The organism is Bhargavaea sp. GQ12 (assembly GCF_059758705.1).
In genome coordinates, this window is sequence record NZ_JCAXEU010000004.1 from 204,994 (window position 1) to 231,968 (window position 26,975).

Below are 26,975 nucleotides of genomic sequence, written 5' to 3' on the forward strand. Positions count from 1 at the left end.
TGCCGAATCGAGCAGACGGCTCACTGGACGTCCTGCGACAGATAATCCGATACGCCGTCCGCGATCGCGGAGGCCATTTTCTTCTGGTAGCCCGCGTCCGTCAGCAGGCCGCGCTCCTCCGGATTGCTCAGGAAACCGGTCTCGATCAGCACTGCCGGTGTCGGCACTTTCTTCAGCAGGTACACCTGACGGACGGCGAGCGCCTCCCGCTCCGTGTTCTTCACGTTCTCGACGATCGACCCCTGCACCGCCTTTGCCAGAAGCTCACTTTTCGGATGCCCTTCATGGTGGTAAAACACCTGCGCCCCGCGCCACTTTTCCTCCGGCACGGCGTTTCCGTGGATGCTCAGGAACATATCAGGCTCCTCATCGATCGCAATCTGTTCCCGAAGCTTCAGATCCGCCATCTTCCGGGCACGGATCGAAGGGAAATCCTTCCCCGGCTCCCGCTCCGCGAGCGCATCCCCGCTTTTCGTTCGTGTCATGATGACAGTCGCGCCCTTTTTCTTCAGCTGCTTTTCCAATTCCTTCGCAATTGCGAGGTTAATATCGCCTTCGATGATATCTCCCGAAGACGCGCCCCCGTCCGGTCCGCCGTGTCCCGGATCGATCACGACCTTCACCCCGCCCATCGGCTCCGGCAGGAAAAAGTCGCGGTCCGACGCGAACGTCTCATATGCCAGGAACGCCGCGGACGCGATCAGGATAAATGCAAGAACCACAACCCGCCTCTTCAACTTCCCCATGCGTAACGGTCACCGCCTTTTTCATCATCATACGCCCGAGCTGGACCGGCTATGCTTGGACGGAAGACGGGCGGTACGGGTTCTTTTCGGGCTGGCCGGGGAGGTTGCGGGCGAAAGATCAATAAGGGGTGGTGAAAGATCATCAATGTCCCGGGAAATATCATCACCGATCCGGGAAATATCACCAACCCCCGGCCCTCTCGGGTTTCCGTCCCTAACAAATAACCGGCACACCCTAAAGGTGCGCCGGTTCCGTCGGTCAGGCGATGACTTCGCCTTCCCACGCCAGCATGCCGCCGGTCATATTCGTTACGTTGTAGCCGTTGCCGTCAAGGAAATTGCAGGCCATCGAGCTGCGGTTGCCGGAGCGGCAGATGATGATGTATTCCTTGTCCGCATCCAGTTCCCCGAGCCGCTCGGGAATTTCCTGGAGCGGGATGTGGATCGCGCCCGGGATCATGCCGGCCGCGACTTCCTCGTCTTCGCGGACGTCGATCATGTTCGGCTGTTCGCCTGCGTCGAGGCGGGCTTCCAGGTCTTTCGTTGAAATTTCGTTCATGGCAATCCCTCCTGGGGTTTATTGTAACGTATCAGTACATCTTCATGTACTGCTCGCGCTCCCAAGGGTGGACGGTCATGCGGTATTGTTCCCACTCCATGCGTTTGGCGGCCATGTAGTTGTTGTAGATATGGCTGCCGAGCGCGGCGATGATGGTCTCGTCGTCCTGGAGGGCGTTGAGCGCGTGGTCGAGGTCGGTCGGCAGCGTGCCGATGCCGGCCTCCTCCAGCTCATCCGGTGTCATCTCATACAGGTTCCGGTTGACCGGGGCCGGGACGTCGAGGTCCCGCTTGATGCCGTCGAGACCGGCCTTCAGGATAACTGCCAGCGCCAAGTACGGGTTTGCCGACGGGTCGACGGAGCGGACTTCGATCCGGGTCGACAGGCCGCGCGAAGCCGGGATACGGACGAGCGGGCTGCGGTTCTGCGCGCTCCATGCCACGTAGCTCGGAGCCTCATAGCCCGGCACGAGCCGCTTGTACGAGTTGACGGTCGGATTCGTGACCGCCGTGAAGCTGCGGACGTGTTCGAGAACGCCTGCCATGAATTTATAGGCGGTTTCGCTCAGCTTCATCTGGCCTTCTTCGTCGAAGAACGCGTTCTCTTCTCCCTTGAAAAGGGAGATGTTGCAGTGCATGCCGGATCCCGCGACACCGAACAGCGGCTTCGGCATGAATGTCGCATGCAGGCCGTGCTTGCGCGCGATCGTCTTGACGACGAGCTTGAATGTCTGGATATTGTCACATGCGGCAAGTGCGTCCGCATACTTGAAGTCAATTTCATGCTGGCCCGGTGCCACTTCGTGGTGGGACGCCTCGATCTCGAAGCCCATCTCTTCCAGCTCGAGCACGATGTCCCGGCGGCAGTTCTCGCCGAGGTCGGTCGGCGCGAGGTCGAAGTAGCCGCCGTTGTCATTGAGCTCTAGCGTCGGTTGCAGATTATGGTCGAGCTTGAACAGGAAAAATTCCGGCTCCGGCCCGAGGTTGAAGTGGGTGAAGCCCATTTCTTCCATCTCTTTCAGGACGCGCTTCAGGTTATTCCGCGGATCCCCCTCGAACGGCGTGCCGTCCGCCTTGGAGATGTCGCAGATCAGCCGCGCGACCTTGCCCTTGCCTGTTGTCCACGGGAATACCATCCACGTGTCGAGGTCAGGAAACAGATACATATCGGATTCCTCGATCCTCACAAAGCCTTCGATCGAAGAGCCGTCGAACATCATCTTGTTGTCGAGCGCCTTGTCGAGCTGGCTGACTGGGATCTCCACGTTTTTGATCGTGCCGAGCACGTCGGTGAATTGAAGGCGGATGAAATTCACATTGTCTACCTCAACAAACTTCCAGATGTCATCGCGTGTATACTTACCCATTTCAGCCACTCTCCTTTTACAGTATTGCAACGGCGCCCGGCCATCACATTTTTTTATCATACTGTCGCAGTAGGGCATACGCAAGAACATTTTCAGGAATTTTATTGAAGAAATGAGATTTTCTTTTCCAACTAATAGGTAAAACAAAATCCCTTCCCCATAAATGGGAAAAGGATGAAATTGGAAGCGTTTTATTTACCTAATTCTTCCTGCGGATGAAAAAGGGAGCGGGCAATCAGAATAGCACAGGGAAAGAGTCCGGACAAGCGTCGACTGATGAATGTTTCAGGTCTTTCGTTGTCTCTGCTTGGACTCTCATGGGAATCGCCTGGTCTTTCGTGATCTCCGCCTGGACTCTCAGCCGATTTTCCTGGTCTTTCGCTGCTTTTCCCGCTTACTCCCCCGTTTCCAGTGCAAGCAGCCGTTTTTTCATCGACAGGCCGCCTCGGAAACCGGTCAGTTTGCCGTTCTTGCCGATCACCCGGTGGCACGGAACGAGCATGAGCACCGGGTTGGCTCCGATGGCGGCGGCGACAGCACGGACGGCGGTCGGGCGTCCGATGCGCTCCGCAATATCGGAATATGTCACGGTTTTGCCGCACGGGATTTCCCGGAGCGCCTGCCAGACCTTCTGCTGGAACGGGGTGCCGCCGAGGTCGACCGGCATGTCAAACTCTGTCCGGCTGCCGTCAAAATACTCCTCCAGCTGTGTCCTGTACAGGTCAAGCGCCCCGTCGTCACGGACCAGTTCAGCTCCTGGACGACGCGCGGCAGCCCATTGTTCCAGCTCATCAAAACCGCGCCCTTCTGAGCCGATCCAGCAGAGTCCCTTGTCCGTCGCTGCGATGATGAGGTCCCAGTCCCCCTGTTGGAGCTGTGACCAGCGGATCGTTTCCATCATTCGTCCTCCCCTTTTATTGTAGGTCCCTTCATTATACCTCAATGACTTTCGGGATCCCTCGACATATTTCCCGGGAAATGAATCGAAGGTTGTCGGAAATTGCCCGTGTGACCCAAATGAAAATCCCCTCATAACAGAGGGGAGGGTACTGCTTAGTCAGCCGAGTACACCCGGCTCTTGAGGCGTGTTGAGAACACTTCGAGCACGATGGCGATGGCCAGGATCATATACGTGATCATGCCGACTTCACGCAGGTCGAAGTAGAAGCCCGAAGCCATGAAGAGCTCGAATCCGATGCCGCCCGCTCCGGCGGCCGCGCCCATCGCGACGGCCACTGAGAAGTTGATCTCGAAGCGGAGGAAGGTCCAGGACAGGAGATAGGTGAATGTGGACGGCACGACGCCGTGGACGACGGTCTGCCACCACCCGGCACCCGTGGAGCGAAGTGCCTCCAGGATCTTCGGATCGACTTCCTCGAACGCCTCCGAAAAGGCCTTCACGAGATAGGCGACCGAGTGGAACAGCATCCCGAGGACGGCCGCCTCGCTGCCGAGCCCTGCCGCAATGGCGAAGATCAGGACCCACAGGACTGTCGGCACCGCTCGGACAAACGCGACGACGACACGGATCGATTTGGACAGCCACGGAACACTCAGGTTCTCCGCAGCGCCGAGCGCGAGGAAAAAGGCGAATACTGCGCCGAACACTGTGGCCAGCGCCCCGAGTCCGAGCGTGATCGCGACCTGCCTAGCCGCCTCGCCCCAGCCGAAGTGACTGAGTTTCGGTTCAAGGAACATCGCTTTCAGGTTATAGAGGGTTTCCGGGATCGCCTGAAGCGGCCGGAAGCCGGTGTAGTCAAAGAAGAAGAAGGCGAGGACCGTCAGTGCGCCCAATGCCCAGAGCGTCGATCGCAGGACCAGGCTGACCCGGTTGCCCGAGCGGATATTGATCTTGCCCGCCCGTGTGCGCCGGATGACGGACGGTTGTTGGGTTATCTGCTGCATTTACAGGATCACCTTCCGGATTCTAGTCGAGAGGAGCTCGATCAGGATGACCGCCAGTACGATCGTGATCGTGATCAGCGCGACCACCTCGTAGTTCATCGTCTTGTAGTACATGTCGAACATGTAGCCGATTCCCGTGCCCGTCAGGATACCGACAAGTGTCGCGCTGCGGATGTTCGTTTCGATCATGAACAGCACCCAGCTGACCATCTGCGGGAGCCCCTGCGGTACGACGGCCTTGCTGACGATCTGCCAGTAGGTCGCGCCTGTCGCCCGGAGCGCCTCGACGGATCCAAGTGCCGCTTCGTCGATCGTCTCGATAAAGGCCCGGGTCAGGAAACCGACCGTGCCGACGAACAGTGCGAGGAATCCGGTCACAGAGTTTTGTCCAAAGGAAAGAAGAAGGATCAGTGACCAGGCCACGACCGGGATGTTCCGCGACAGCGAGGCGACAAAGCGGGAGAAGTTCCCGAACGCCCGGTTCACCATCGTCGTCTTCGAACCCATTATTGCAAGGAACAGCGACAGTGCAGCGGCGATTGTTGTGGCGGCGATCGACATAAAGACGGTCTCGATCAGCTTATCCATGATATCCGGCAGCTTGCCGAGCGCCTCCCCGTTAACAAGCAGGTTGGAGGCCATCCACGCCATCGCTCCGGGAACCGCCTCAAGGCTGGTGATGAAGCCGTAGTCGGTGATCCATGCGGACAGATACGTGAGGACGATGACTCCGAGAAAAAGCAGCGTCATCTGGAATTTTCGTTTTTTCAGTACGGTTTCATTCATGTGCGGCAGACTCCTCAGACAGTGATCAGTTCGCGGGTCTCCACGACAGTTTTCATGCCGTAGATTTCATCGGTGAAACGCTCTGTGAGCAGCGGGCTCGGTCCGTCAAAGACGACTTCGCCTTTTTTCAGTCCGATGATCCGGTTGGCATAGTCCTTCGCCACGTCCACTTGGTGGAGGTTGACGATGCACGTGATGCCGAACTCGATGGAGATCGTCTTCAAATGGTCCATGATCACCTTGGACGAGTTCGGGTCGAGCGAGGCGATCGGCTCATCGCAGAGGATGATTTTCGGATCCTGGATCAGCGCCCGGCAGATGCCGACGCGCTGCTGCTGGCCGCCGCTCAGCTGGTCGCACCGCTTATAGGCGTGTTCGGCGATGCCGAGCTTTTCCAGAAGCTCAAACGCCTTCCGCTTTTCCGCTTCCGTGAACCGTCCGAGGACCCCCTGCAGGGTCGACTTGTATCCGAATCGACCGTGCAGGACATTTTCGATGACGGTCAGCCTTGGGACGAGGTTATAATGCTGGAAAACCATGCCGATGTGTTTGCGGACGTCCCGAAGGCCTTTTTTGTTTTGCGCGCCGACATCCTTGCCGTCAAAGAACACCTGCCCCTCCCCGATGTCGACCATCCGGTTCAGGCAGCGCAGCATCGTGGATTTCCCCGCCCCCGAAGGGCCGATCACCGCGACAAACTCCCCTGCTTCCACGGAGAATGAGACATCCTTCAGAATCGGATTGCCCGGCTGGTATGACTTCATCAGACCGTTCACTACCAGTAATGCCACTGAAAAAACTCCTTTGCTTATTAAGATAGCCTTGGCAAAATGACCCGCCGGCCGGTAAAAAGCCGTGCCCGCGGGCCGGGAACCAATCAACTTAGTTGGAAAGTTCGCGGATCGGGTCGAACCAGCTGTCTTCCACTTCCACGAAACGTTCGCCGTCCGATTTCTTGAAGAGGCCGGATTCTCCCGAGTCTTCCGGTACGAAGACTCCCTCGTTTTCAGCCATTTCATCAGAGGTGAAGGCGTCACGGATCTTAGTGAAGTCCTCTTCGCTCAGCACATCCGTGTTGGCGACAAACGGTGCGTTCAGGACAGGCGTCACGCTGACGAGGACGAATTCTTCACCCGGCACGGTGTGGAATGGCTCGGCTGCATCATCCTTGACCCGGTAGACCGAACCCGGCGTGTTTTCCTCTCCTTCGGCCACTTCTACGTAGTTATCCACACAAGTATCGCAGAATGCTGCTGCATCAACCGTTCCTTTGAGCAGGTTCACAGCCGAACCCTGGTGGGAGCCGCCGAACTGGACCTGTTCAAAGAACGGACCGCTCTCCATCAGGTCTTCCTCGCTCAGCCCTTTGTCGGAGAAGTGGTTCAGGATCGATGAGGATGGAACGACAAAGCCCGAAGTCGAGCTGTTGGAAACGAAGGAGAAGGACTTTCCTTCGATCGGGTCGATCGTGAATCCGTCGCCGTCCTTATATTCGTCCGCGTTTTCCTTCTCGACCGCGATCCAGGAGTGGTACTTGGCATCATCCAGCGTGCCGGACGGGCCTGTCGGAACGGCCAGCGGTTCGATGGCATCGTTGCCTTCTTTGGCCTCGATATAGCCCTGCGCGCCCATGAAGGCGAGTTCGGCATTGTTGTTGACGATCGTTTCGATGGCGATGGCGTAGTCCGTTGTCAGGTGGTGTTTGACTTCTTTGCCGGTGGCTTCCCCGACCGCTGCACCGATGGCATCGCGCGCGCCTTTCAGGTCGTTCCCGGATTCGTTCGGATACCAGACGATGTCGACAACGTCATCTCCCTGATCATTGCTTTCTGCATCGCCTTCTGAACAAGCTCCCAAAAGTGCGGCAGTCGCTGCAGCGGCAAGCAGCAGCCCGAAACGTTTTTTCATCATTCAATCCCCTTTTCCAGATGTTTTGGCTTTTTCCATTCTGCAGATCCTGTATGGTTCAGCTTCATTGAAGCACGGAAGCGGGCCGCGGGGCTATGGGTTGGCGCGCTTCTTTAGACTGTTTTAAGAATGTTTACACGACATTAACAGCGGGTTGTCAGGGCTGGTGAATTCACCAAGCTCGACAGGAGTGCCATACCGCCCGTGGAAATCAGAACCGCCTGTCGTGAACAGGCTGAATTCGGCTGCAAGCCGGTCCACACGTTCGTAATCTTCCGGCGTGTGGTCCGGGTGATGGCGTTCGATGCCGTCGAGCCCTGCAGCTGCAAGTTCCGGGATCAGCCCGTAGGAATCAAGCTGTCCGGGATGGGCGATGACCGCGAAGCCGCCGTCTGCTTTGATGGCACGCACGGCATCGAACACGTCGATGTACCGGATGTCCCCCGAGGCGGGCCCTCCGTCCTTGAACAGGGCGCGGTACAGCTGCTGGTAGTCTGCAGATTCAAAAGGCTGGGCCGTCAGCAGGTCCATCAGGTGCTGCTTGTAGACGATGCCGCCTTCCGGAACCATGGCGAGCACCTGCTCCTCGTCAAGCCGGAGGCCGGTCTCCCGGATTTTCTCGGCCTGCTCCAGTGTGTGCCGGTGACGCCGCTCCAGGAGCGGCCGACAGAGGGCGCGGAGATGGCGGGCATCACTTCCGTAGTTGTAGCCCAGCATATGGACTTTGCGCTTTCGTTTAAAATCATAGGCTGAGATTTCGATACCCGGGATGACGGTCACCCCGTACTCTTCACCTAAAGCAAGCGCCTCTTCCAGGCCATCCGTCGTGTCGTGGTCGACAAAACTGAGGTGGGTGATTCCGGCTTCCGCTGCGCACTGCAGCACTTCCCGGACCGAATCGGCCCCGTCGGAATACCGGCTGTGGACATGAAGATCCGCCTTCATCGCTGCACCTCCGGCATTCCGCGAAGGGCCTTCTCATTCATGTCATACACGCAGTCGCACAGCCCCTCCATGAACTCAAGGTCGTGGAAGATGCCGACGAGCGTCGTGCCGTCCGCCTTGAGCTTCTCGATCACTTCACGGACTTTCAGCTTGGATTGGTAATCCAGGCTTGCGGTCGGTTCATCAAGCAGCAGAAGGCGCGGCTTTTTTACCGTCGCAATCGCGATGTTCAGGCGAAGCTTCTCACCGCCAGAGAACGTGTTCGGGAAGGTGTCCCACAGCCGCTCATCCAGATCGAAATGGCGGAGCGACTGTTCGGCCTTGATGGCAGCCGCCTCGGGCGATTCACCCATCCCGAGGAGCGCCTGCTCGACGAGTTCCCTCGCCGTTGTACGCGGCATAACGTTCAGGAACTGCGAGACGTAGCCGATCTCATGCTTTCTCAGCCAGATGATCTGACGCTCCTCCGCCTTCATCAGGTCGATCCTGCCGAACCGCTCAGAGTCGAACCAGATCTCCCCCTCATCGGGCAGATAAGTCCGGTAGATGCTTTTCAGGATCGTTGACTTGCCGCTTCCGCTCTTGCCGACGATGCCGATGAAACCGCCCTGCTCCAGGCTGAAGCTGATGCCTTCAACCGCCTTCCTCGTGGTATTCAAATGGTGGCTCGTGAACCGCTTGCCGAAATCTTTCACTTCAAGCATGACCAAATTGTCCCCCTCCTCTCAGCTTTTCCGGTAATTCGTCCGGGTGACGACCACGCCGTTGACCATCGTCGCGCTCAGCATCGGGTAACCGTCGTCCATCCGCTCGATAATGAGCAGATCCGCTTTTTTCCCCGGGCAGACCGAACCGATTTCCTGTTCCATGTTGACGGCCTGTGCCGGTCGGATCGTCACTTTTGCAAATCCTTCGTGGAGCGGCAGGCCGCACTCGTCGTGCAGCTTGAAGATCGAATGCAGGAGGGCAGCCGGATAGTAGTCGCTGCACAGGATGTCCGCGCAGCCTTCCTGGATCGCTTCCGCAGCCGACAAATTGCCTGAATGCGAGCCGCCCATGAGGACGTTTGGCGCGCCGACGATCGTCGCCATTCCCAGTTCATTCGCTTTTTTTGCGACATCCAGGGTGATCGGGAACTCGCTGATCGTCGTGCCGTACGAACGGACAAGCTCGAGCTTCTTTTCATGATCGTCGTCGTGGGAGGCGACCGCGATGCCCTGGGCGATTGCGATTTCGGCGACTTCCTGGATGCGCTCGATCGTCATCTGCTCGCGGCTCGTGCGCTCGGCGATCAGGACGCCCACGTCCTCGTCCGAGATGTCCCGGTAGCCCTTCATGGTGTTCCGGTACATCTCAAGGTCCCGGTACTGGCCCTGTCCCGGCGTGTGGTCCATGAACGACAGGAGATGGACCTTCCCGTCCTGGATGTTTTGGATCAGTGTGTCCACTTCATCGATGTTGTCGACCTCAAAGCGGGCGTGAAGACGGTGGCGGATCAGATGGAGCCCGTCGCGCTGCGAACTGATGGCATCCACAAGACGCTGGACGTTTTCCGGCTGCCGGATCGGTTTATGGGCAAACAGGTCTTCCTTGTAGAAGGACAGCGAATGGAACATCGTTGTGATCCCGTGGTTGATCAGGATTTTTTCCGCTTCCCGCAGGGCCATGTTAAAGTCCATCATGCTTGTGGGGCGCGGAGACGCGATTGTCTCGATATAGTCCGAATGGATGTCGACGAATCCCGGCGTGATGTAGCCGCCATTGGCATCAAACAGCTCCGCATCCGGCCAATGTGCGATTTCCTCTTCCGGGACGATGTCGGCGATGCGGTCTCCCTCGACAAGAACTGCCATTCCCTCAAGAATCCGGTCTTCCAGAATGATCTTTCCGTTATGCAGAATGTGCATGTGGTTTCGTCCTCCCTACAGCAGCGAGTAAACCAGCTGCTGGGTATATGCGTGATTGGGGTCTTCAAGGATCTGGTCGGTCAGGCCGGACTCGATCACCCGGCCGTTCAGCATGACAAGTGTCCGGTCGGCGAGCATCCGGATCACCGCCAAGTCGTGTGACACGACAATCATCGAGATGCCGAGGTCGCGCTGGATCTGCTTGATCAGGTCGATGACGGCCGCCTGAACCGACAGGTCAAGGCCTGTCGTCACTTCGTCGAGGAACAGGATCGGCGGATCGTTCGAAAGGGCCTTGGCGATCTGGACCCGCTGCTGCATGCCGCCCGAGAAGTTCCGCGGCTCTTCCTTCATCCGGAACAGCGGGATGCTGACGACGTCCAGGAGCCGTTCCCCGGCGGACTGCATCTGCCCGACATGCCGGCCGCCCGCGGCGATCTGCTTTTCCGCGATGTTGCTGATGGAGGAAAAGTCCATCCGGAGGCCCTTTACCGGGTTCTGGTAGACCATGCCGTATTTGTGGTTGCGGATATACCGCTTGCGCTGGGAGGAGACGTCGAACAAATTCTCCCCGGCCAGTTCCGGATCGTCGATCGTCAGCGTGCCGGATGTGACGTCCTGGTCAAAATACAGACATTGCATGAGGGTCGACTTTCCGCTGCCGCTCTCTCCGACGATGCCGAGGATCTCTCCCGGGTACACATCGAGGGAGACGTCGCTGCAGGCATAGACCGTGCCGCAGGACGGGCAGTAGTTCTTGATGAGTCCCGGCCTTCCGGGCTGGCTGCATTCACCGCATCCCGGGCCAAACTGTTTGGTCAGGTTTTCCACTTTGAGGAGGGGGCGTTCTTCAAATCGTTGCATGCTGCACCTCTTTTTCTTCCTGGCGCTCGAGCCGGTCCGCACAGTGGCTCGTGTCGTTGCACTGATGCTCCGTCATGCCGGTTTCTTGGATGTAGAGTTCATCCAGGAAGACACCCGTTGCACCGCAGAATCGGCAGGACTTCCCGGAAAAGTCTTCTCCCTCGAATGGGTGGTCTTCAAAGGCAAGGGAGCGGATCTCGGTATACGGCGGAACCGCGTAAATTTTCTTCTCCCTGCCGGCTCCGAGCAGAATCAATGCTTCGGAATGGTCCATCTTAGGATTATCAAAACGTGGAATCGGGCTCGGGGCCATGACGTAACGGCCGTTGACGAGGACCGGGTGGTCGGCGCCCGTCGTCGTTCGCCCGTATTTCATGATCTGCTCGAACAGCATGAGCCACGCGCCGCTGTATTCGCTCTCGGCGTGAAGGCGTTTCGTGATGGATTCTTTTTTCTCATATTTGCGGAGCGGTTCGGGCATCGGCACCTGCAGCACGAGGATTTGCTCTTCAGTGAGTGGGACCTCAGGGATCCGGTGGCGTGACTGGATCAGTGATGCTTCCTCCGTCCGCTCGGTCACCGGGATGCCCGTCGTCGCACGGATCAGCTTTTTGATGCTGACGGCGTTGACCGATTCATCGGCTCCCTGGTCGATCACTTTCAGCACATCGTCTTTGCCGACTAGAGAGCAGGTGAGCTGAAGGCCCCCCGTTCCCCAGCCGCGCGCCATCGGCATCTCGCGTGAGGCAAACGGCACCTGGTAGCCCGGTATGGCGACCGCCTTCAGCGTCGCCCTGCGGATCTCTTTTTTCGAGCCTTCATCCAGGAAGGCGAATTGCGGTTCAGCTTTCATGTGCGTCCCTTCCTTTCCTCGTGTTGCGCACGCTGTCCAGCTTGGACTGGAATGTGACGTAGTGCGGCATCTTCAGGTGCGAGATGAATCCGGTCGATTCCACCGTGTCCACGTGGAGCAGGACAAACTCCTCGTCATGGGACGGGGCGTCGCTTTCCGGATGCTCCAGGCACTGGTCCAGGATGCTCATGGCGATCGCCTTCGTCTCGTTCTGCCCGTAGCAGATGCCGTAGCCGATCTCGAACCGGAGCTCCTGCTTGCCGTCCGGTCCTTTTGTAGGCATCGGAACAAACGACTCGACCTCGGTCGCACGGACCGATCCGATGTAATACGAATCGTCCTCCCCATCTCCCCCGTGCGCCGGGACCGTGATGGGCAGTTGTCCCATTCGGACTTCCCCGACGGTCGGGTGAACCTGGCCGTAACCCCTGAGCGAAGCATAGCCGAGCGCCGTGATCGCACCGGTCTGTCCGCGCGTGAGGATCTGCAGGCGCTCGCTGCGCGATGCGGGGAACTGGAAGACATTCTTCGTGACGTCATCCGGCTCGGTGTCGTCCGGTTCGAACGTCTCGAACAGCCCCTCTTCCCTCAGGTACTCCACCACTTTCGGGTATGTGCCGTCGCCGGTCGCCTTTTCCAGCGCGGACAGTTCCGCTTCATATTGCTCCAGCCACTGCTTTCGTTCTTTTTCCGATTCTTCGAGGAGGGAAAAATCGATCAGGCGATGCGTGTAGTCATGGGTCGCTCCGAGCAGCTGTCCGCCGGGGATGTCCTTGAAGCTTGCCGAGATCCGGCGCTCCACACGCATTCGCTCCGGTTCCACCGTCTCGCTGTAATACAGCCGCGGCAGCGTCGAGCGGTGCGCCCGAAGAAGAAATACCGCTTCCTCCATGCTGCCCTCCGCCTGCTTGATGGCGAGAGCCGCAAGCTCCGGAGCGTAGAGGCTCGCTTCCGACATGACCTGATCGATCAGCAGCCTCATCGAAGACAGGATCGCGGATACCTCTACCTGCTCGCCGCCTTTGAGTCGTTCGTATTTCAGACGGTCGATGGAAGCTTCAATCGCATCCGTCCCGCCTTTGACCGCTACATAGCCCATGCCGATTCCTCCTTCGCCGTGATGGCCGTCGTGCGCGGGATGCAGGAGATGCTCCCGTCGCCGTCCGTGAAGATGAGGTCGATGCCCGTCGGGAACTCCTGTGTTTTCATGTTCCGTGTGCGGACAAATGCTTCACTGAGGGCAATTGGAGCGTGCGCTTCATCCCGGATGCCGGGACCGGACAACTTCCAATCTGAAGAGCCTCCCAGTGTCCCGGTCTCGATGATCCACGTGGCCGACTGGTGCGGGTTCTCAAGAGTGCCTGACTTACAGCCGCGAATCGCCTCCAGCAGTTCCGGTTCTCCGGTCCCTGCCGGTGCAATGATATAGTCCGCTTCTTCAGCAGAAGTGTGCCCGGCAAACGTATAATCCGCGATCTTCCGGCGTATGACGTCAGAACGGTCCCCGAGCACATGGAATGTGACTTCCGCGTCCAGTACTGTCTGGATCAAGAGGAACGTCGCCGGATGGCACTCCCGGACAAAATCGGCCTTCGCCGCCGATTCCCGGATGTCTGCGACCTTCCCGGGTCTGGCCATGCACTGCAGTAGTTCACGGTAAACTTTCTGGATGTCATGCACTGAATCAAGTTGCATTGCGATCTCCCCCTCACTCTTCCATCGTGTCGAATTGGACTTTTGTCTTTTCCAGTGCTGCCAGCTCCCTGTGTTTCCGGTCCGCCAGCCTGATCTCTTCCGCCTCAAGCATTGCGGTCCATCCGGCCGTCTCGGACAGCCCGGCCCGGCAAGCCGCGTCGATTACCGCCAGATCACCGGCCAGCTTTTCCCGGACACCCGCGACGATGCCGACCCCAATGTGGTCGCCAACCTCGACCTTGGCTTCTGTCACGAGTACTTCGCCCAGGTAAAACAGAGACTGTTTGGCCGTCTCCCTCATCTTGATCATCGTCAGGCCCTGTCGGGGGGCGACCAGTTCCCGTACGGGATAGTGATGCCTGATTTCAGATGCGAGCCGGTCCGCCAGCTCCGGGTTCCCTTCGATCAGGATTTCAGTCATGCGTCTGCGCTTCATTTCGGGTTCTCCCTCCTCTGCTGATTTCATCCTAACTTGGCAACAACTTAGCGCGGGTTAAGGCTGTGTTAAGAAATGTAAAGATGTATGCCAATCAAAAAAACGGACCTCCGGTTTTCCGGAAGTCCGTTTTGCCAACATTACAATTCAATTCCGATGATAGATCAGCTGGACCACGCCTGATGTGAATGTGCGTGTCCCGTCCAGTTTCAGGTTCAGCCGCTCTCTAATATCTGTGAACAGCGGCTTGCCTTCGCCAAGCACGACGGGATGGACGGACAATCTGAATTCGTCCACGAGCCCCGCGTTGATAAAGGTGGTGATCAGTCCCGCTCCGCCGTACAGCCAGATGTCCCTGCCCGGCTGTGCCTTCAGCTTTGCGACCGTGCCCGGGATGTCCTCATGGACGTAAACCGCATCATCGCCGTTCCTTGTTCTTGAGAACACGATCTTTTCCTTGCTGTGAATCCGTTCCCAGAAGCCGTGCTCTTCTTCGGAGGCCCCTTCTTCCGGGACGTACTGGCCCCACATGTCATAGCTCTTCCTTCCATAAAGGATCGTATCGATCCCGTCGAGGAATTCATCGAAACTCATATCGGGCTCCATGATGCACCAGTCCGTTTCGCCATTTTTCCCTTCGATAAACCCGTCGAGTGAGACTGCCAGATCCAACAGGACCCTTCTCGTTCCGTGTTCGGACATTAGACTGCTCCCCTTTCTTTCCGCTCCACTATTCCTGTATGTCGGAAATATCGTATTTGAAGGTATCGCTCCGGTACAGGATCCGCGTGTATTCCAGCATATCGCCGGAACGCCCGTCCAGGCAGCTGCTCTCAAGGGCGAGGAGAGGGACAAGGCGGCTGCAGCGGAGCAGTTCCTGCTCGCGGGATGAGGGGAAGACGACGCTCATGAGGGTCTTGCCGCTCTTGAAGTCCCCGTAGCCGTGCTCCCGGTAGTATGCGAACATCGACCGGATGCCCGGCCCGTCCGCTCCGATTTCGGGAAACCTGAACTGGAGCACATGGGAGTAGTGGATCGCAATCGGCTCCCCGTCCACCACGCGCAGCCTTCCGATCCGCCAGACCGGGTCTCCTGGAGAGGCCGCAAGAATCCGTGCCGCTTCTCCGTTGTCACTCCGTTCACAGGATACGACCGTGGTTTCCAGCGTACGGCCGAGTTCCTTCATCTTCTCCGTAAAGCTTGTCTTGCCGCTGAGCGGGATCCGAATCCTGGCCGGACCCGGCTTGAGGAAGCGGCCCTTCCCCTGCACGGATTCAATCAGGCCCCGCTCCTCCAGATGGTTGAGCGCATTCCGGACGGTATAGCGGGGCACCCGATACTGGTCGGCCAATGTATTTTCGGACGGGAGCTTCCCGCCAGGCCGGATTGTTCCGCTTTCCAGCAGTTCAAACAGTTCGTCGATGATCAGTGCCTCTTTCTCGATTTCCATCTTTCTCGCTCCTCGTGCGGTTTTTCATTATCATACCTGAACGAACCGGTATTCCGAAACTGACAGCAAAAAGACGTTCCGGAGCCGGAGGGGCTTCGAAACGTCTTTATCTCGGGTGGAACGGGTGTAATCTTCAAACTCGGGACTGTATTCTTCAAACTCAGAGGTGTAATCTTCAAACTGAGGACTGCTTTCTTCAAACTCACATCCGCCGGTCACCAACCCCGAGGTGGATTGCCCCCGTCATCATCGAGAAACTCCTTTACGACGGAGTAAAACAGCCGGGGCTCCTCGATGTTCGGCAGATGGCCGGACTCCCGGAATTCCATGAAGACGGAATCCGGTATAAGTGCCGCCGTCTCACGGCCGGCCTCCGGCGGGTTGAGCCCGTCATGGCTTCCGGCGATCACGAGCGTCTTTGCCCGGACCATGCCGAGTTCCGGCCTGAAGTCAAATCCGTTCAGCGCTTCATTCGCCGCTTTTTGCTGCTCTCTGGTAAGCCGCACGTTCAGATCGTCATTCTGCATGATGTCTGCCACTTCCAGCAGATTCCGGAACATGTACTTGGACGCGGCATTCATTTTTTCCCGGAAGTCCAGCCCTTCCAGTTCTTCCGCATGGCGCTCGAAAAGCGCCTGCGAGGAAGACGTGGTCCCGTGAGATTTTGTCGACACCAGGATCAGCCGCTCCACCCGCTCCGGTGCCCGGATTGCAACCCCCTGCGCAATATAGCTGCCCATCGACACCCCGAGCAGATCGGTTTTCTCGAGCCCAAGATGGTCCATGAGCGCAAGCACATCGCTAATATGGTCGCCGATCGTATAGCCGTCCGGCTTGTCCGACTTCCCGTGGCCGCGCGCATCCAGGGCGATCACACAAAAGTGCCGGCGCAGCCTGGCCATATCCACAGTGAAGTGGAGATGATTCATCGTGAGACCGTGCAGCATGATCAGCGGTTCCCCGCTTCCCTGCTCTTCATAATAAAGAGAGACGTCTCCGTTTTTGAATGTGGGCATGCCATCACCTCACGACTTCTTTTCCCTTATATCCTGCAAAAAACCCCCTTTGCCGAGGCGACGGGGCGCTCCTGTTCGTCATAGACCTTGCAAACCGCATGGACAAGTGTGCGACCGTCCTTTTCCAGCCGCGCCACCGCTCGCAGTGACTGCCCCCTTGCCGCCCTAAGAAAGGACACATTCAAATCAACAGTGACCATCTGCTGGACGCCGTTTTCATCGGCCGGGATCAGGTTCGACATCGCCACGTCGGCAAGCGATGAGATGATGCCCCCATGGATGACACCGGCACTGTTCACGTACAGGTCCTTCACTTCAAGCCCGACCTCGACTTCCTCCTCTGACAGGCGGTTGTATGTATAACCCAGAAATTCATCAAACGGCTGTTGGATCCACATGATATCCCCCCCTGTTTCAAGAGCTCCTGACCCTCAGACCACATTCAGTAATCCCGCGATCAGCTCTGTGATGTTCTTTAGATAACCCACGATAAAAAAGCTGTTTATTGCCAAGATCAGCAAAGAAACTGCGATGACTGCTTTAATCCACTTCTCCATAACCCGATGAACCACCTTTAAATTATTCTGTCATGATCACACGATCGGAAATTCAGCTGACCATAGAAAAAGCGCCGCAGCAACTGCCGCAGCGCTTCACTCTTATTCCGTTTCTTCACCGAGCGACTGGGAGACGAATACCTCCGTCACTTTCTCGATCGCCTTTTCGGCGTCGGCGCCTTCCGCGGTGACCGTGACGACCGCGCCGTGCGGGACGGCCTGTGCCATGACGCCCATGATGGACTTCAGGTTGGCCGACTTGCTGCCGTGGATCAGCTGAATGTCAGCGTCCAGCGAGTTGACCGCCGAAACAAGCTGAGTGGCGGGACGGGCATGAAGCCCCTCGGGTGCTGTGATTTTAAATGACTTTTGCATATGGAACGCCTCCGTTGGTACGTGTATTATCCGTTCTTATTATTGAGTTTCTTGACTTCATCGGCGACAAACTGGACGCTCGTGCCGACGATTACTTGTATGTTGTGCTTGCCGACGACATTGATGCCCGGTACGCCGGTGGATTTGATTTTCTGCTGGTCGACTTTGTCCATGTCGGCCACTTCGACCCGCAGCCGAGTCGCACAGTTGTCGACACTGCGGATGTTGTCGTTGCCGCCGAGGCCGTCGTAGATCTTAGCTGCCATCGACTTGAACTTGTCGTCGCCTGTTGCTGTTTCTGCTTCCTCCTCAACGATCTCATCGTCTTCCCGGCCAGGTGTTTTCAGATCAAACTTCCGGATCAGGAAGCGGAACAGGAAGTAATAGATAAGCGCGAAGAACAGACCCTGTACAAGGAGCATAAGCGGCATGTTGGCAATCGGGATGCGCAGGCTGAGCACAAAGTCGATCAGTCCGGCACTGAATCCGAAGCCTGCCGTCCACTGGAACGAGGCCGCGATAAAGAGTGACAGCCCCGTGAGCGCTGCGTGCACGACGTACAGTGCAGGTGCGAGGAACATGAACGAGAACTCAAGCGGCTCGGTAACGCCCGTGAAGAACGATGCGAACCCGGCAGCCAGCATGAGCGAGGCCGCCTGCTTGCGGCGTTTTGTCTTGGCCGTGTGGTACATCGCAAGTGCCGCCGCCGGCAATCCGAACATCATGATCGGGAAGAACCCGGCCTGGTAGCGGCCTGTGATGCCCTGTTCGCCGGTGCTGCTCCAGAAGTTGCCGATGTCGTTGATGCCGACCGTGTCAAACCAGAACACTGCGTTGAGTGCGTGGTGCAGTCCGGTCGGGATCAGGAGACGGTTAAAGAATCCATAGATTCCGGCACCCGCCGCCCCGAGGTCCAGGATCGACTGGCCGAATGCGACAAGCCCGCCGTAGACGATCGGCCAGACAAAGAACAGGACCGCCGATGCAACAAGCATGGCAACAGCAGACATGATCGGCACGAGCCGCTTGCCGCTGAAGAACGCCAGGAAATCAGGCAGCTTCACCTGACTGAAGCGGTTGTACATGATGGATGCGATGATCCCCGAAAGAATACCAATAAATGCGTTTTGAATCTGGCCAAATGCCATATCCACGTTTTCCGGGTCTGTTTGCGTCAAGAGTCCCACCGAATCGGTCGATAGCATCGAGGTGACCACGAGGTAGGCGACCAGGCCGCTCAGTGCCGCAGCCCCGTCCTTTTCCCTGGAAAGCCCGATTGCGGCCCCCACCGCAAACAGGATCGGGATGTTTTTCAGGATCGAGTCCCCTGCCGTGATTAGGAACGCCGCGAAGACGTTGCCGGAACCCCAGCCGTCATGGTCGATCCAGTAGCCGATCCCCATCAGAATGGCCGCTGCCGGAAGGACCGCGACCGGAAGCATGAGGGAGCCCCCCAGCCTCTGCAAATACTTTTTCATCTTTAATTTCCCCCTTTCGTCATGTCCCCTGATTTTCCGGATTCCTGAGCCGTTCGATGTGTAGTGCAATATATGCCAGCTCGGATTCCGGTATATCGATCTCGTGCAGACGCATGCTTTCCGCCGCCATCACTTTCGCGCAGTGGTACGACTCCGCGTAGCGGGTGCGGATCAGTTCCGCCATGTCGCTGTCGAGCGTGTGGGCATCGTACCTGCCGAGGTTGGCGACGGAATGCTGGAGATGCGTCACGAGCCGCTGATACGAAATGTCGTCTTCCTCGATCTTCGTCCGCAGGCAGGAGCGGATCGAACGCAGCATATCGCTGACGATCGTCGCCTGCCGGATCGTGTCGTTCAGGTCTCCGCCATGCGGCTTCATCGTATGAAGGTGAAGCGCGATAAATCCGGCCTCATCTACCGGCATCTCCACTCCGAGCGTGTCGCGGATATGGCCGATCCCCCAAAGCCCGATGCCGTACTCTTTCGGATACAGGAGGCGGATCTCCCCGAGCAGCTTGTTGTTGACGTGGATGCCGTCCTTTGTCCGCTCGATGGCGAACGACAGGTGGTCGGTCAAAACAAGATGGATATGCTCGTTCAGCTTGGTTCCGAGCGTTTTCTCCGCCCTCGAGATGATCGCTTCCGACACCGTGAAATGTTCTTCAGGTATCCGGCCGAGCAGTTGGCTGAGCTGCTCGTTTTCCGTCATGACGAATACCTTCTCGATCTTGTCGGCCGGGACGGGATCGTTTCGCTTCTTGCCGAAGGCGACTCCGGCTCCGACCACGACCTTCTCCCTGTCTCCGTCACGTACGATCACCGCGTTGTTATTGAGGATTTTGCTGATTTTCATCGGACTCCTCCTCTAATCGAAAACCGGGTCAGCCTGCAGTGACCGTCATGATCACGGTTTCCCCTGCCGTGCAGGTGCCTTCCGCTTCCGGCCGGACCGTCTTTCCTTCCCCGTTTGTCACGACGATCGGCGTGACCGTGCTGTTGGCATTTTCTCCGAGATAAGTCCAGTCCGCTTCGATCAGCGGCTGGCCCGCGGTCACTTTGTCATCCTGGCGGACAAGGACGTTGAAGCCCTCGCCTTTAAGCGCGACTGTTTCGAGCCCGATATGGATCAGGAATTCCGTGCCCTGTGCTGAGCGGATACCGATTGCATGGCCTGTGTCGGCGACCATCACGACCGTTCCGTCTACCGGCGAGACGACGCTCCCCGAATCCGGCATGACGGCTATTCCCTCTCCCATCATCTTGCCGCTGAATACCGGGTCCGGCACTTGGTCAATCGGCATCAATTGGCCAGAAACCGGTGCCAGCACTTTTTCTTCCTTGTCTTTTTTCTTGAACAGATTGGATAGCATTCGCACATTCCACCTTTCGGGATTGTCACTCGGCGCGGCCCCTTTCTGGGACGTAAAAAGGCACGGGAGCATAGCGAAAGCCCTCAGGCTCCGCTCTTGCCCCCATGCCTGATCGGATCAGTCACATGAGACCGCTGTGAATTTATGGGTACAGAATACCATAGTTAAAAAGAGATATCAATAAAGCGTTTACATTTTCCGATAAATCTTGCAATGGGATCGGGGCTTGTGCTGAACGTTGATCATCTTTAGTGAAACGTTGATTAAGTTTATTGAGACGTTGACGATCTTCATTGAAACGTTGACAATCACCCCGCTGCAAACAAAAACGCCCCGGCCGAAGCCGGAACGTTAACACTCAAAAACCTTTTCTCACAAGGCGGGGCGTATCCTTCAGTTCGCGAAGATTTGATGCGCCGATGCCGAACATCGCCATGCGGAGTTCCATCTCGCGTACGGCCATCGATTCCAGCACATCTTCCGTGCTTTGCGTCGCTTCTTTCAGGATCGAGCGGCCGAACCCGACAAAGTCTGCACCGAGTGCCAACGCTTTTGCGGCATCCAGGCCCGTCCGCATGCCGCCGCTTGCAACAAGCGTCCGGCCGCCGATTTCCGCCCGCACCATCCGGACCGAGTCGGCCGTCGGGATGCCCCAGTCGCTGAACGCCTCCGCTGCAGCCCGGCGCACCGGATCCTTGGAGCGGAATTTTTCCACCTGGCTCCACGATGTGCCGCCGGCACCTGCGACGTCGACGAACGCAATGCCCGCATCCGTCAGTCGCCTTGCAGTTTCGCCGTCGATGCCCCAGCCGACTTCCTTGACGCCGACCGGCACGCCAAGCCCTGCGCAGAGTGTTTCGATTTTCCCGAGGAGCGCCCTGAAGTTCGTGTCTCCGCCGTCCTGGATCACTTCCTGGAGGCTGTTCAGATGAAGGACAAGCATGTCAGCCTCCGTCAGCTCGACGATTCGCCTGCATTCATCGATGCCGTATCCGTAGTTGAACTGGACGGCGCCGATGTTCGCAATGATCGGCACGCTTGGCGCGTACCGGCGCATGAGAAACGAAGGCGGATGGCCGTCGCTGTCGAGGAGTGCCCTTGTCGAGCCGAGCGCTAGCGCCCAGCCGCGTTCTTCGGCAGCTTCTGCCAGGTTCCGGTTGATTGTTTCGGCCAGCGCCGTCCCGCCGGTCATCGAAGAGATGAGGAACGGCGTCCGGCACGCATGCCCCAGAAATTCAGCCTCAGTCGAAATTTCCGCAAAATCGATTTCCGGCAAGGCATTGTGGATGAACGCATAGGACTCAAATCCGGTCGAGATGGCATCCCCTGTGACTTTTTCATTGAGTGTGATCTGAATATGTTCCGATTTCCTCTGTTCTATTGAGCCGGCCATCGCCAACACCGCCTTCTGTCTTTGCTGTACCGGTTCCGGATACGTCAGTCGACACTGACCTCTTCGACCGTCCGGACCACTTCATCCCGTGACATCTTCTCGCGCCCGTCCTTCAGCGCGCCAAGCGTCTTATGGGCAAGGGCAAGCGGAAGGCGGCAAAACAGGATGACGCTTTTTGTGCTGAGCGCTTTCATATACTGATCCGCCTTGGAGAGATTTTCTTCCGCATAGCGGAACAGGTCATCGCGGGTCCATCCATCCGGCACGAAGCGGACGCCACGCTCGTCCATGTCTTCCTTCTCGTTGCGCAGGATATTGACCGCCTGCAGGCCGCGTCCGTAGCCGATCGCGAGCTCACGGTCCGTCTTTTCACCCGCATAGTGTCCCCAAAGATCGGACAGCAGCACGCCGACAAGCCCTGCCACATAGTACGTATAATCGTCCAGGTCCTCACGTGTGCGGATTTTCCATCCCGCCTTGGCCCACTTTGCCATGCCCTCGGACATTTCCCGGGCGGCATCCGCGATTCTCGGGCGCACCGCTTCCGGACAGGCCTCCATCCAGTCGGCAAGCCTGAGCGTCACTTCGGGCATGCGCTCCTTGACCGGCCCGAGGATGCCGAGGTAGCGTTCATTGTCGAACGGCTGCGTAAACAGCTCGCCCACCTGCATCAGGAGCGAGTGCTTAAGGTCGTTGCCGAGCTCTTCGTGGTCCTCTATCTCATCAATCGCCCGGAAAACAAGGTACGCGGAGGCGACGGAAGCTTTCAGTTCTTTCTGCAAAAAAGTAATCGGAATATAAAATGTCCGGCTTGTTTCTTTCAGTACTCGCAGCGCATCTTTTGGAAACCCACTCATTTTGATCCCGATCCTTCCTCGTAAAGTGAATGATATACCTTTCATCGTAACTCAATTTTTTCGATAAATACAGTCCGTTCCCCTTCTCTCCGGTGTACATTGATTGAAAATTTGATATCAGGCCGATAGCATTTGCAGAAAGGAGGCGGCACAGATGCAAGTGAGTATGCTGGACCAGACACAGCTGGCGGAAGGGCAGACCCCCGAGGCGGGGTTCGCCGGTACAGTGGAGGCGGCGCGGCTTGCCGAACAGCTCGGCTACCGGCGGTTCTGGGTATCGGAGCACCACAGTTCGGACACGATTGCCGGCTCCTCTCCCGAAATCCTTGCAGTACATCTATTGGCGCAGACGGAGACGATCCGGATTGGCACGGGAGGGGTCATGCTGACCCATTACGCGCCGTACAAAGTGGCCGAAAACTTCCGCGTAATGAGCGCGCTTGCCCCGGGCCGCGTCGACCTTGGTGTCGGCAAGGCACCCGGCGGCACGCACCTGCCGACGATCGCGCTGCAGGGCGGCCGGGCACTCACCGATGCCAAGCCACGCAATAAGGAAAGGTTCCCGGAAATGGTCGGCGAACTGATCGAGTACCTGGAGGACGACCTCCCGGAAAGCCATCCGATGAGCGGCTATCTGAAGGCTTCCCCTGCAGTCATCCAAAAGCCGCTCCCGTGGATCCTCGGAACCGGCCCCGCGTCCGCACAACTTGCTGCGGAGCGAGGCCTGCCGTATGCCTTTGCCCGATTCATCAATGCGGAGCGGGATGAAATGGAGCAGACCATCCGCCTGTACAGGGAAAACTTCCGCCCGTCCCGCTTTTCGGAAGCGCCCTACACGGTTTGTGCCGCCCGGGTTTTCGCGGCGGACACCGATGACGAAGCGGAATGGATTGCGCGCAGTGCGGCACACGTGCAGTTCGGATTCCACCGGGGCATCCAGGGGCACCTGCCGGATCCTGCCGAAGCGCTTACAGGCATTGTGACGGAAAAAGAAAAACAGGAAGTCCGGGATATCCTGGCCACCTACATGATCGGTTCAAACAAATCGCTCGGCCGTCAGATGGATGAACTTTCCTCTGCAGGCGTCGATGAAATCATGGCGATCACCCCTGTGTTCAGCCCGGAAAGCAAGAAGAGGTCGATGATTGTGTTAAAGGAAGCGGCCCAAAGCTAAACGCGGCAACCGACATATTTCCCGGGAAATTACGCGGAATCTGACGAAAGTGGGCATATTGCGAATCTGCTCTCCATCTCTCCACGAGGTTAATTCCTGTCATACGGGGAATAGAGTATCAACCTACGAGATGGGAAAAGGAGAGTGGAACCATGCTGAAACTGGAAACGGACCTTCAGGGCAAACAGGCACGGTTCGGTGATATTTATCCGATCCTGCTAGAAAAGGATATTACGCTTTGCGGTAACTGGGAATACGACGAGGCCATGTTCGACGGAATCCTGAATAAGGATGGCCCGGAGACGATCTATCTCCGGATCCCGTTCGACGTAGTTTCCGGCATGCTGGAAGATCCCGAAACACAGATTGTGTTCGGCCAGCCGTTCGTGCTCAAGCATGTAGTCAACGTCGGCCTCGACCACGAAGGCGATGACCTGCTGGCGACCACCGGCCTCAACCAGTTCCAGAGTCCCGAAGAAAAGGATGGAGCGATCCGCCGCAAATCCCGCTGGGAGGAAGAAGGCGAGCGGGTCGTCCAGGGAATTGTCGAAAGCTTCCCTCTCCTGGACGAGCGGCGGATCCGCTGACCCCAAACACAATAGAAACCGGCACAGGATTTTATCCGTGCCGGTTTATTTATGTGGTGAAATGATTGTTATCCAGATCCCGCAGCACTTGCTCCACATCATCAGTCATCCGGATATGGACCGGCTCACCTGCGGCCGCTGCAAGACGGATCCCATGCCCTCCCGCATAAAAACGAATAGCCGGGTGGTCTCCTGCGAAGCGGTCCAACTCTTCCAGCAAGTCGGGATGACGGAGAAATGGGGCTGTGGTTGATGCCGACAAAAGAACCGCGTCAGGCTTGAGCTGCCGGACGATCGACTCGATCGCGCCCGGCGCGGGGGAAGCTCCGACCAGATGCGTTCTGTAACCCCTCATCATTGCTTTTAGCAGAATGAGGTGGACCGGTATTTCATGACGCTCCTCCGGGAAGCACGCGCCGATGATGAGGGGGGCGCCGAGAGCCGGACGGACATTCCGCCGGATATTCACAAGCAAATCCCTCACAATGAGGCTTGATACAGACTCCTGGTACTCTCCCCATTCTCCCCGCTCCCACAAGCCGCCGACCTGTTTCAGGAATGGGATGACCACTTCATCCAGAAAATGAGCCAGCCCGAGTTCGCTGTGCGCCTGCCGGAGCAGCCTCTCCAGTTCAGCTTCGTGGCACTGTTCCCCCTGTCCGATCAACTTCCGTACATACCGTCCGGATTCGCTTTCCGGTTGCTGCTCCGTCCCGGCCGTCCGCTCTTCAGTCATTGCCAGTTCCGCGGCCCGCTTCAGCGGATGCCCCTCCTTGCGCAGCGCCTGCATCTTAAGAAGCCTACGGATCTCTTCCTCTCCGTAGATACGGTACCCGTTATCCTTCCTTACCGGGCGGACGATGCCATACCGGTCTTCCCATTTCCGGATGACCTGTTCGGAAAGACCGGTAATTCGCGCAACGTCTTTAATGTAATAGCCCACCGGCTCCTTCATCATGCCCGCCTCCTCCGATTCCAAAATATCCTTAACCAACATTGTATATCATCTCCACCAAACCTTGTACAGGTTTAGGTCTTTTAATCTAGGGGAAGACAACTATTAACAAATTATACTTGTTTTTTTCCTGTTTTTCGACTTTAATTGTATAATGTTAAGATAAAAACATTATAAAAAAATCACAAACCCTATTAAAGATTTTGAGAGGAGCACATCATGAACAAGCATGTCATCGTCATCGGCGCCGGAGTTGCCGGCCTGGCCAGCGCCATCCGCCTGCAGCATGCAGGCTACCAAGTCGAAATCTATGAGAAAGAAGCCATTCCCGGGGGCAAGATGCACAAAATCGAACAGGACGGGTTCCGCTTCGACCTGGGCCCGACCATCGTCATGATGCCCGAGCTGTACAGGGAAGTCTTCGAACTCGCAGGCCGGAATCCGGATGATTATATCCCGATGGAACGGCTCGACCCGATGTATTCCGTCTTTTTCGGCAATGGCCCGGACGACCGGTATGACATCTCCTCTGACCTTGTCGAGCTGACCAAGACACTGGAAGACATCAGTGAGGAAGACGCAGAAGGCTTCCTGACCTATCTGAAAGAGATTTACGAGCGCTTCACGGTGGCGAAAAACCACTTTATCCAACGACCGTTCCGCAATGCTTCTGATTTCTACAATCCGTCGGTTCTGCGCCAGGCATTGAAGCTGAAAACCTTCGACAGCGCGGACAAGTTTGTCGGGAAATATATCAAGAATGAACGGCTCAAGCAGATGATCAGCTTCCAAACCTTATACATAGGTGTTTCCCCTTATAATGGCCCTTCCCTCTATACGATGATCCCGATGATTGAATTCCTGTACGGCGTCTGGTTCATCAAAGGCGGCATGTACACGATGGCCTCCGCCATGGAGCGGCTTTTCCTGGAGCTTGACGGCAAGATCCACTACAACTCCCCGGCGGAGGACATCCTGATCCAAAACGGCCGTGCTGAAGGCATCCGGACCGGCGGGCGCGAGGTGCACGCGGACTTCGTCGTCTGCAACGCGGACTTCCCGTACGCCATGAAGAACCTCGTACTGGATACGGCAGCCAAGGGCAAGTACACCGACAAGAAAATCGACAAGATGAAGTATTCCTGCTCGTGCTTCCTGATGTATCTCGGAATGGACCGCAAGTACGACGAAGTCGATAACGTCCACAATTTTGTCTTCAGCAAGGACCTCAACGGCAATCTTGAGTCCATCTTTTCCGGAGAACAGATGGATGACCCTTCCTTCTACGTCTACATCGGCTCGAAACTGGACCCGACCATGGCACCGGAAGGCAAGGACGGTCTGTACATCCTCGTTCCGGTGTCCGACAGATCCGCCTCAAGCTACGAGTGGACCCAAGAGACAATCGACCATTACCGCAGCCGGGTTTTTGAGAAGCTGAAGGAAATCCCGGAGTTCGGCGACATCGAAAGCCATATCATCTCCGAATCCTACATGACTCCCCCGGATTTCGAAAAGCGCTTCAACGCCTATAACGGGGCCTGCTTCGGTCTGCGCCCGAACCTTGCGCAGAGCAATCACCTCCGCCCGCAGAGCAAGGCAAAGAACTGCGAGAACCTGTATTTCACCGGGAGCAGCACACACCCGGGCGCCGGAGTCCCGATCGTCTTGCTGTCCGCCAAAATTGCCACGGAAGAACTGATGCTCGATGACCTTGGCACCGTCCCTGATGGCGCGCGGGAATCCCTGCAGCCGGTGGAAGCCGGATCGGATGTGCCGTCCACATGACCATC

Annotated in this window: 31 protein-coding genes; 3 read left to right on the forward strand and 28 right to left on the reverse strand. The window is 57.3% G+C overall.

Annotated elements, in window-relative coordinates; genetic code table 11:
* Positions 1-20 precede the first annotated feature (20 nt).
* The 27 genes from AC6CHQ_RS05785 to AC6CHQ_RS05915 all read right to left on the reverse strand — a co-directional run bounded on the left by AC6CHQ_RS05785 (position 21) and on the right by AC6CHQ_RS05915 (position 22,466).
* Positions 21-746 carry an N-acetylmuramoyl-L-alanine amidase gene (locus tag AC6CHQ_RS05785; RefSeq protein WP_092052740.1) on the reverse strand — a complete coding sequence of 242 codons (726 nt, stop codon included), beginning with the start codon at positions 744-746 and terminating at the stop codon, positions 21-23.
* A gap of 259 nt (positions 747-1,005) precedes the next feature.
* Complete coding sequence (locus AC6CHQ_RS05790) at positions 1,006-1,305, reverse strand: rhodanese-like domain-containing protein (RefSeq protein ID WP_498081110.1); 300 nt, start codon at positions 1,303-1,305, stop codon at positions 1,006-1,008.
* Between the two features lie 31 nt (positions 1,306-1,336).
* Positions 1,337-2,671: a type I glutamate--ammonia ligase gene (gene glnA / locus AC6CHQ_RS05795; RefSeq protein ID WP_498081111.1), complete on the reverse strand. Its 1,335-nt coding sequence runs from the start codon at positions 2,669-2,671 to the stop codon at positions 1,337-1,339.
* Positions 2,672-3,065: 394 nt separating this feature from the next.
* The gene (locus AC6CHQ_RS05800) at positions 3,066-3,569 is read right to left on the reverse strand and encodes a methylated-DNA--[protein]-cysteine S-methyltransferase (protein WP_498081140.1); all 504 of its coding nucleotides are present in this window, start codon (positions 3,567-3,569) and stop codon (positions 3,066-3,068) included.
* Between the two features lie 155 nt (positions 3,570-3,724).
* Positions 3,725-4,576 (reverse strand): ABC transporter permease subunit, encoded by an 852-nt coding sequence (locus AC6CHQ_RS05805; RefSeq protein ID WP_498081112.1) that lies wholly within the window; start codon positions 4,574-4,576, stop codon positions 3,725-3,727.
* The gene (locus AC6CHQ_RS05810) at positions 4,577-5,362 is read right to left on the reverse strand and encodes a PhnE/PtxC family ABC transporter permease (protein WP_498081113.1); all 786 of its coding nucleotides are present in this window, start codon (positions 5,360-5,362) and stop codon (positions 4,577-4,579) included.
* Between the two features lie 14 nt (positions 5,363-5,376).
* Positions 5,377-6,153, reverse strand: coding sequence for a phosphonate ABC transporter ATP-binding protein (phnC, locus tag AC6CHQ_RS05815; RefSeq protein WP_498081114.1), 777 nt, complete (start codon positions 6,151-6,153; stop codon positions 5,377-5,379).
* Between the two features lie 91 nt (positions 6,154-6,244).
* Entirely contained in the window at positions 6,245-7,270 is a 1,026-nt protein-coding gene (locus AC6CHQ_RS05820; RefSeq protein WP_498081115.1) for a PhnD/SsuA/transferrin family substrate-binding protein, read from the reverse strand.
* 123 nt (positions 7,271-7,393) lie between these two features.
* On the reverse strand, positions 7,394-8,215 hold the full coding sequence (locus tag AC6CHQ_RS05825; RefSeq protein WP_498081116.1) for a PHP domain-containing protein: 822 nt from the start codon (positions 8,213-8,215) through the stop codon (positions 7,394-7,396).
* On the reverse strand, positions 8,212-8,925 hold the full coding sequence (locus tag AC6CHQ_RS05830; protein WP_498081117.1) for a phosphonate C-P lyase system protein PhnL: 714 nt from the start codon (positions 8,923-8,925) through the stop codon (positions 8,212-8,214). The genes AC6CHQ_RS05825 and AC6CHQ_RS05830 overlap by 4 nt, the downstream gene beginning before the upstream one ends.
* Positions 8,926-8,940: 15 nt before the next feature.
* Positions 8,941-10,122, reverse strand: a complete 1,182-nt coding sequence (gene phnM / locus AC6CHQ_RS05835; protein WP_498081118.1) for a phosphonate metabolism protein PhnM — start codon at positions 10,120-10,122, stop codon at positions 8,941-8,943.
* Positions 10,123-10,137: 15 nt separating this feature from the next.
* Positions 10,138-10,986 carry an ATP-binding cassette domain-containing protein gene (locus AC6CHQ_RS05840; protein ID WP_251238750.1) on the reverse strand — a complete coding sequence of 283 codons (849 nt, stop codon included), beginning with the start codon at positions 10,984-10,986 and terminating at the stop codon, positions 10,138-10,140.
* A complete protein-coding gene (locus tag AC6CHQ_RS05845; RefSeq protein ID WP_424237521.1) occupies positions 10,973-11,839 on the reverse strand; it encodes an alpha-D-ribose 1-methylphosphonate 5-phosphate C-P-lyase PhnJ in 867 nt (288 codons plus the stop codon). The genes AC6CHQ_RS05840 and AC6CHQ_RS05845 overlap by 14 nt, the downstream gene beginning before the upstream one ends.
* Positions 11,829-12,938, reverse strand: a complete 1,110-nt coding sequence (locus AC6CHQ_RS05850; RefSeq protein WP_498081119.1) for a carbon-phosphorus lyase complex subunit PhnI — start codon at positions 12,936-12,938, stop codon at positions 11,829-11,831. Before AC6CHQ_RS05850 ends, AC6CHQ_RS05845 begins: the two co-directional genes overlap by 11 nt.
* Positions 12,926-13,534, reverse strand: coding sequence for a phosphonate C-P lyase system protein PhnH (phnH, locus tag AC6CHQ_RS05855; RefSeq protein ID WP_498081120.1), 609 nt, complete (start codon positions 13,532-13,534; stop codon positions 12,926-12,928). The genes AC6CHQ_RS05850 and phnH overlap by 13 nt, the downstream gene beginning before the upstream one ends.
* 13 nt (positions 13,535-13,547) lie before the next feature.
* On the reverse strand, positions 13,548-13,970 hold the full coding sequence (phnG, locus tag AC6CHQ_RS05860; RefSeq protein WP_251238754.1) for a phosphonate C-P lyase system protein PhnG: 423 nt from the start codon (positions 13,968-13,970) through the stop codon (positions 13,548-13,550).
* A 147-nt stretch (positions 13,971-14,117) separates the two neighbouring features.
* Entirely contained in the window at positions 14,118-14,672 is a 555-nt protein-coding gene (locus tag AC6CHQ_RS05865; protein WP_498081121.1) for a dihydrofolate reductase family protein, read from the reverse strand.
* Between the two features lie 28 nt (positions 14,673-14,700).
* Positions 14,701-15,420 carry a GntR family transcriptional regulator gene (locus AC6CHQ_RS05870; protein ID WP_251238756.1) on the reverse strand — a complete coding sequence of 240 codons (720 nt, stop codon included), beginning with the start codon at positions 15,418-15,420 and terminating at the stop codon, positions 14,701-14,703.
* 215 nt (positions 15,421-15,635) lie between these two features.
* Positions 15,636-16,436, reverse strand: coding sequence for an alpha/beta fold hydrolase (locus tag AC6CHQ_RS05875; RefSeq protein ID WP_498081122.1), 801 nt, complete (start codon positions 16,434-16,436; stop codon positions 15,636-15,638).
* A 26-nt stretch (positions 16,437-16,462) separates the two neighbouring features.
* Positions 16,463-16,834 carry a PaaI family thioesterase gene (locus tag AC6CHQ_RS05880; protein WP_498081123.1) on the reverse strand — a complete coding sequence of 124 codons (372 nt, stop codon included), beginning with the start codon at positions 16,832-16,834 and terminating at the stop codon, positions 16,463-16,465.
* 33 nt (positions 16,835-16,867) lie between these two features.
* Complete coding sequence (locus AC6CHQ_RS05885; RefSeq protein WP_424237514.1) at positions 16,868-16,993, reverse strand: hypothetical protein; 126 nt, start codon at positions 16,991-16,993, stop codon at positions 16,868-16,870.
* Between the two features lie 102 nt (positions 16,994-17,095).
* Complete coding sequence (locus AC6CHQ_RS05890) at positions 17,096-17,368, reverse strand: HPr family phosphocarrier protein (RefSeq protein WP_498081124.1); 273 nt, start codon at positions 17,366-17,368, stop codon at positions 17,096-17,098.
* A 26-nt stretch (positions 17,369-17,394) separates the two neighbouring features.
* Positions 17,395-18,846 (reverse strand): N-acetylglucosamine-specific PTS transporter subunit IIBC, encoded by a 1,452-nt coding sequence (nagE, locus tag AC6CHQ_RS05895; RefSeq protein ID WP_498081125.1) that lies wholly within the window; start codon positions 18,844-18,846, stop codon positions 17,395-17,397.
* A 19-nt stretch (positions 18,847-18,865) separates the two neighbouring features.
* On the reverse strand, positions 18,866-19,699 hold the full coding sequence (locus AC6CHQ_RS05900) for a PRD domain-containing protein (RefSeq protein WP_251238761.1): 834 nt from the start codon (positions 19,697-19,699) through the stop codon (positions 18,866-18,868).
* A gap of 28 nt (positions 19,700-19,727) precedes the next feature.
* Entirely contained in the window at positions 19,728-20,216 is a 489-nt protein-coding gene (locus tag AC6CHQ_RS05905) for a PTS sugar transporter subunit IIA (RefSeq protein ID WP_424237510.1), read from the reverse strand.
* Positions 20,217-20,574: 358 nt separating this feature from the next.
* Entirely contained in the window at positions 20,575-21,609 is a 1,035-nt protein-coding gene (gene fni / locus AC6CHQ_RS05910) for a type 2 isopentenyl-diphosphate Delta-isomerase (protein ID WP_498081126.1), read from the reverse strand.
* Between the two features lie 44 nt (positions 21,610-21,653).
* Positions 21,654-22,466, reverse strand: a complete 813-nt coding sequence (locus tag AC6CHQ_RS05915; protein WP_092052855.1) for a squalene/phytoene synthase family protein — start codon at positions 22,464-22,466, stop codon at positions 21,654-21,656.
* A 154-nt stretch (positions 22,467-22,620) separates the two neighbouring features.
* Between AC6CHQ_RS05915 and AC6CHQ_RS05920 the strand changes: the two genes are divergently transcribed.
* Together AC6CHQ_RS05920 and AC6CHQ_RS05925 are read left to right on the forward strand one after the other, a co-directional pair.
* Positions 22,621-23,640 (forward strand): LLM class flavin-dependent oxidoreductase, encoded by a 1,020-nt coding sequence (locus AC6CHQ_RS05920; RefSeq protein ID WP_092052859.1) that lies wholly within the window; start codon positions 22,621-22,623, stop codon positions 23,638-23,640.
* A gap of 152 nt (positions 23,641-23,792) precedes the next feature.
* Positions 23,793-24,227, forward strand: a complete 435-nt coding sequence (locus AC6CHQ_RS05925) for a YugN family protein (RefSeq protein WP_498081127.1) — start codon at positions 23,793-23,795, stop codon at positions 24,225-24,227.
* Positions 24,228-24,276: 49 nt separating this feature from the next.
* Here the strand turns inward: AC6CHQ_RS05925 and AC6CHQ_RS05930 are convergent, their stop codons facing one another.
* Positions 24,277-25,182 (reverse strand): MerR family transcriptional regulator, encoded by a 906-nt coding sequence (locus AC6CHQ_RS05930; protein ID WP_498081128.1) that lies wholly within the window; start codon positions 25,180-25,182, stop codon positions 24,277-24,279.
* A 219-nt stretch (positions 25,183-25,401) separates the two neighbouring features.
* Between AC6CHQ_RS05930 and AC6CHQ_RS05935 the strand changes: the two genes are divergently transcribed.
* Entirely contained in the window at positions 25,402-26,970 is a 1,569-nt protein-coding gene (locus AC6CHQ_RS05935; protein WP_498081129.1) for a phytoene desaturase family protein, read from the forward strand.
* Positions 26,971-26,975: the final 5 nt, after the last annotated feature.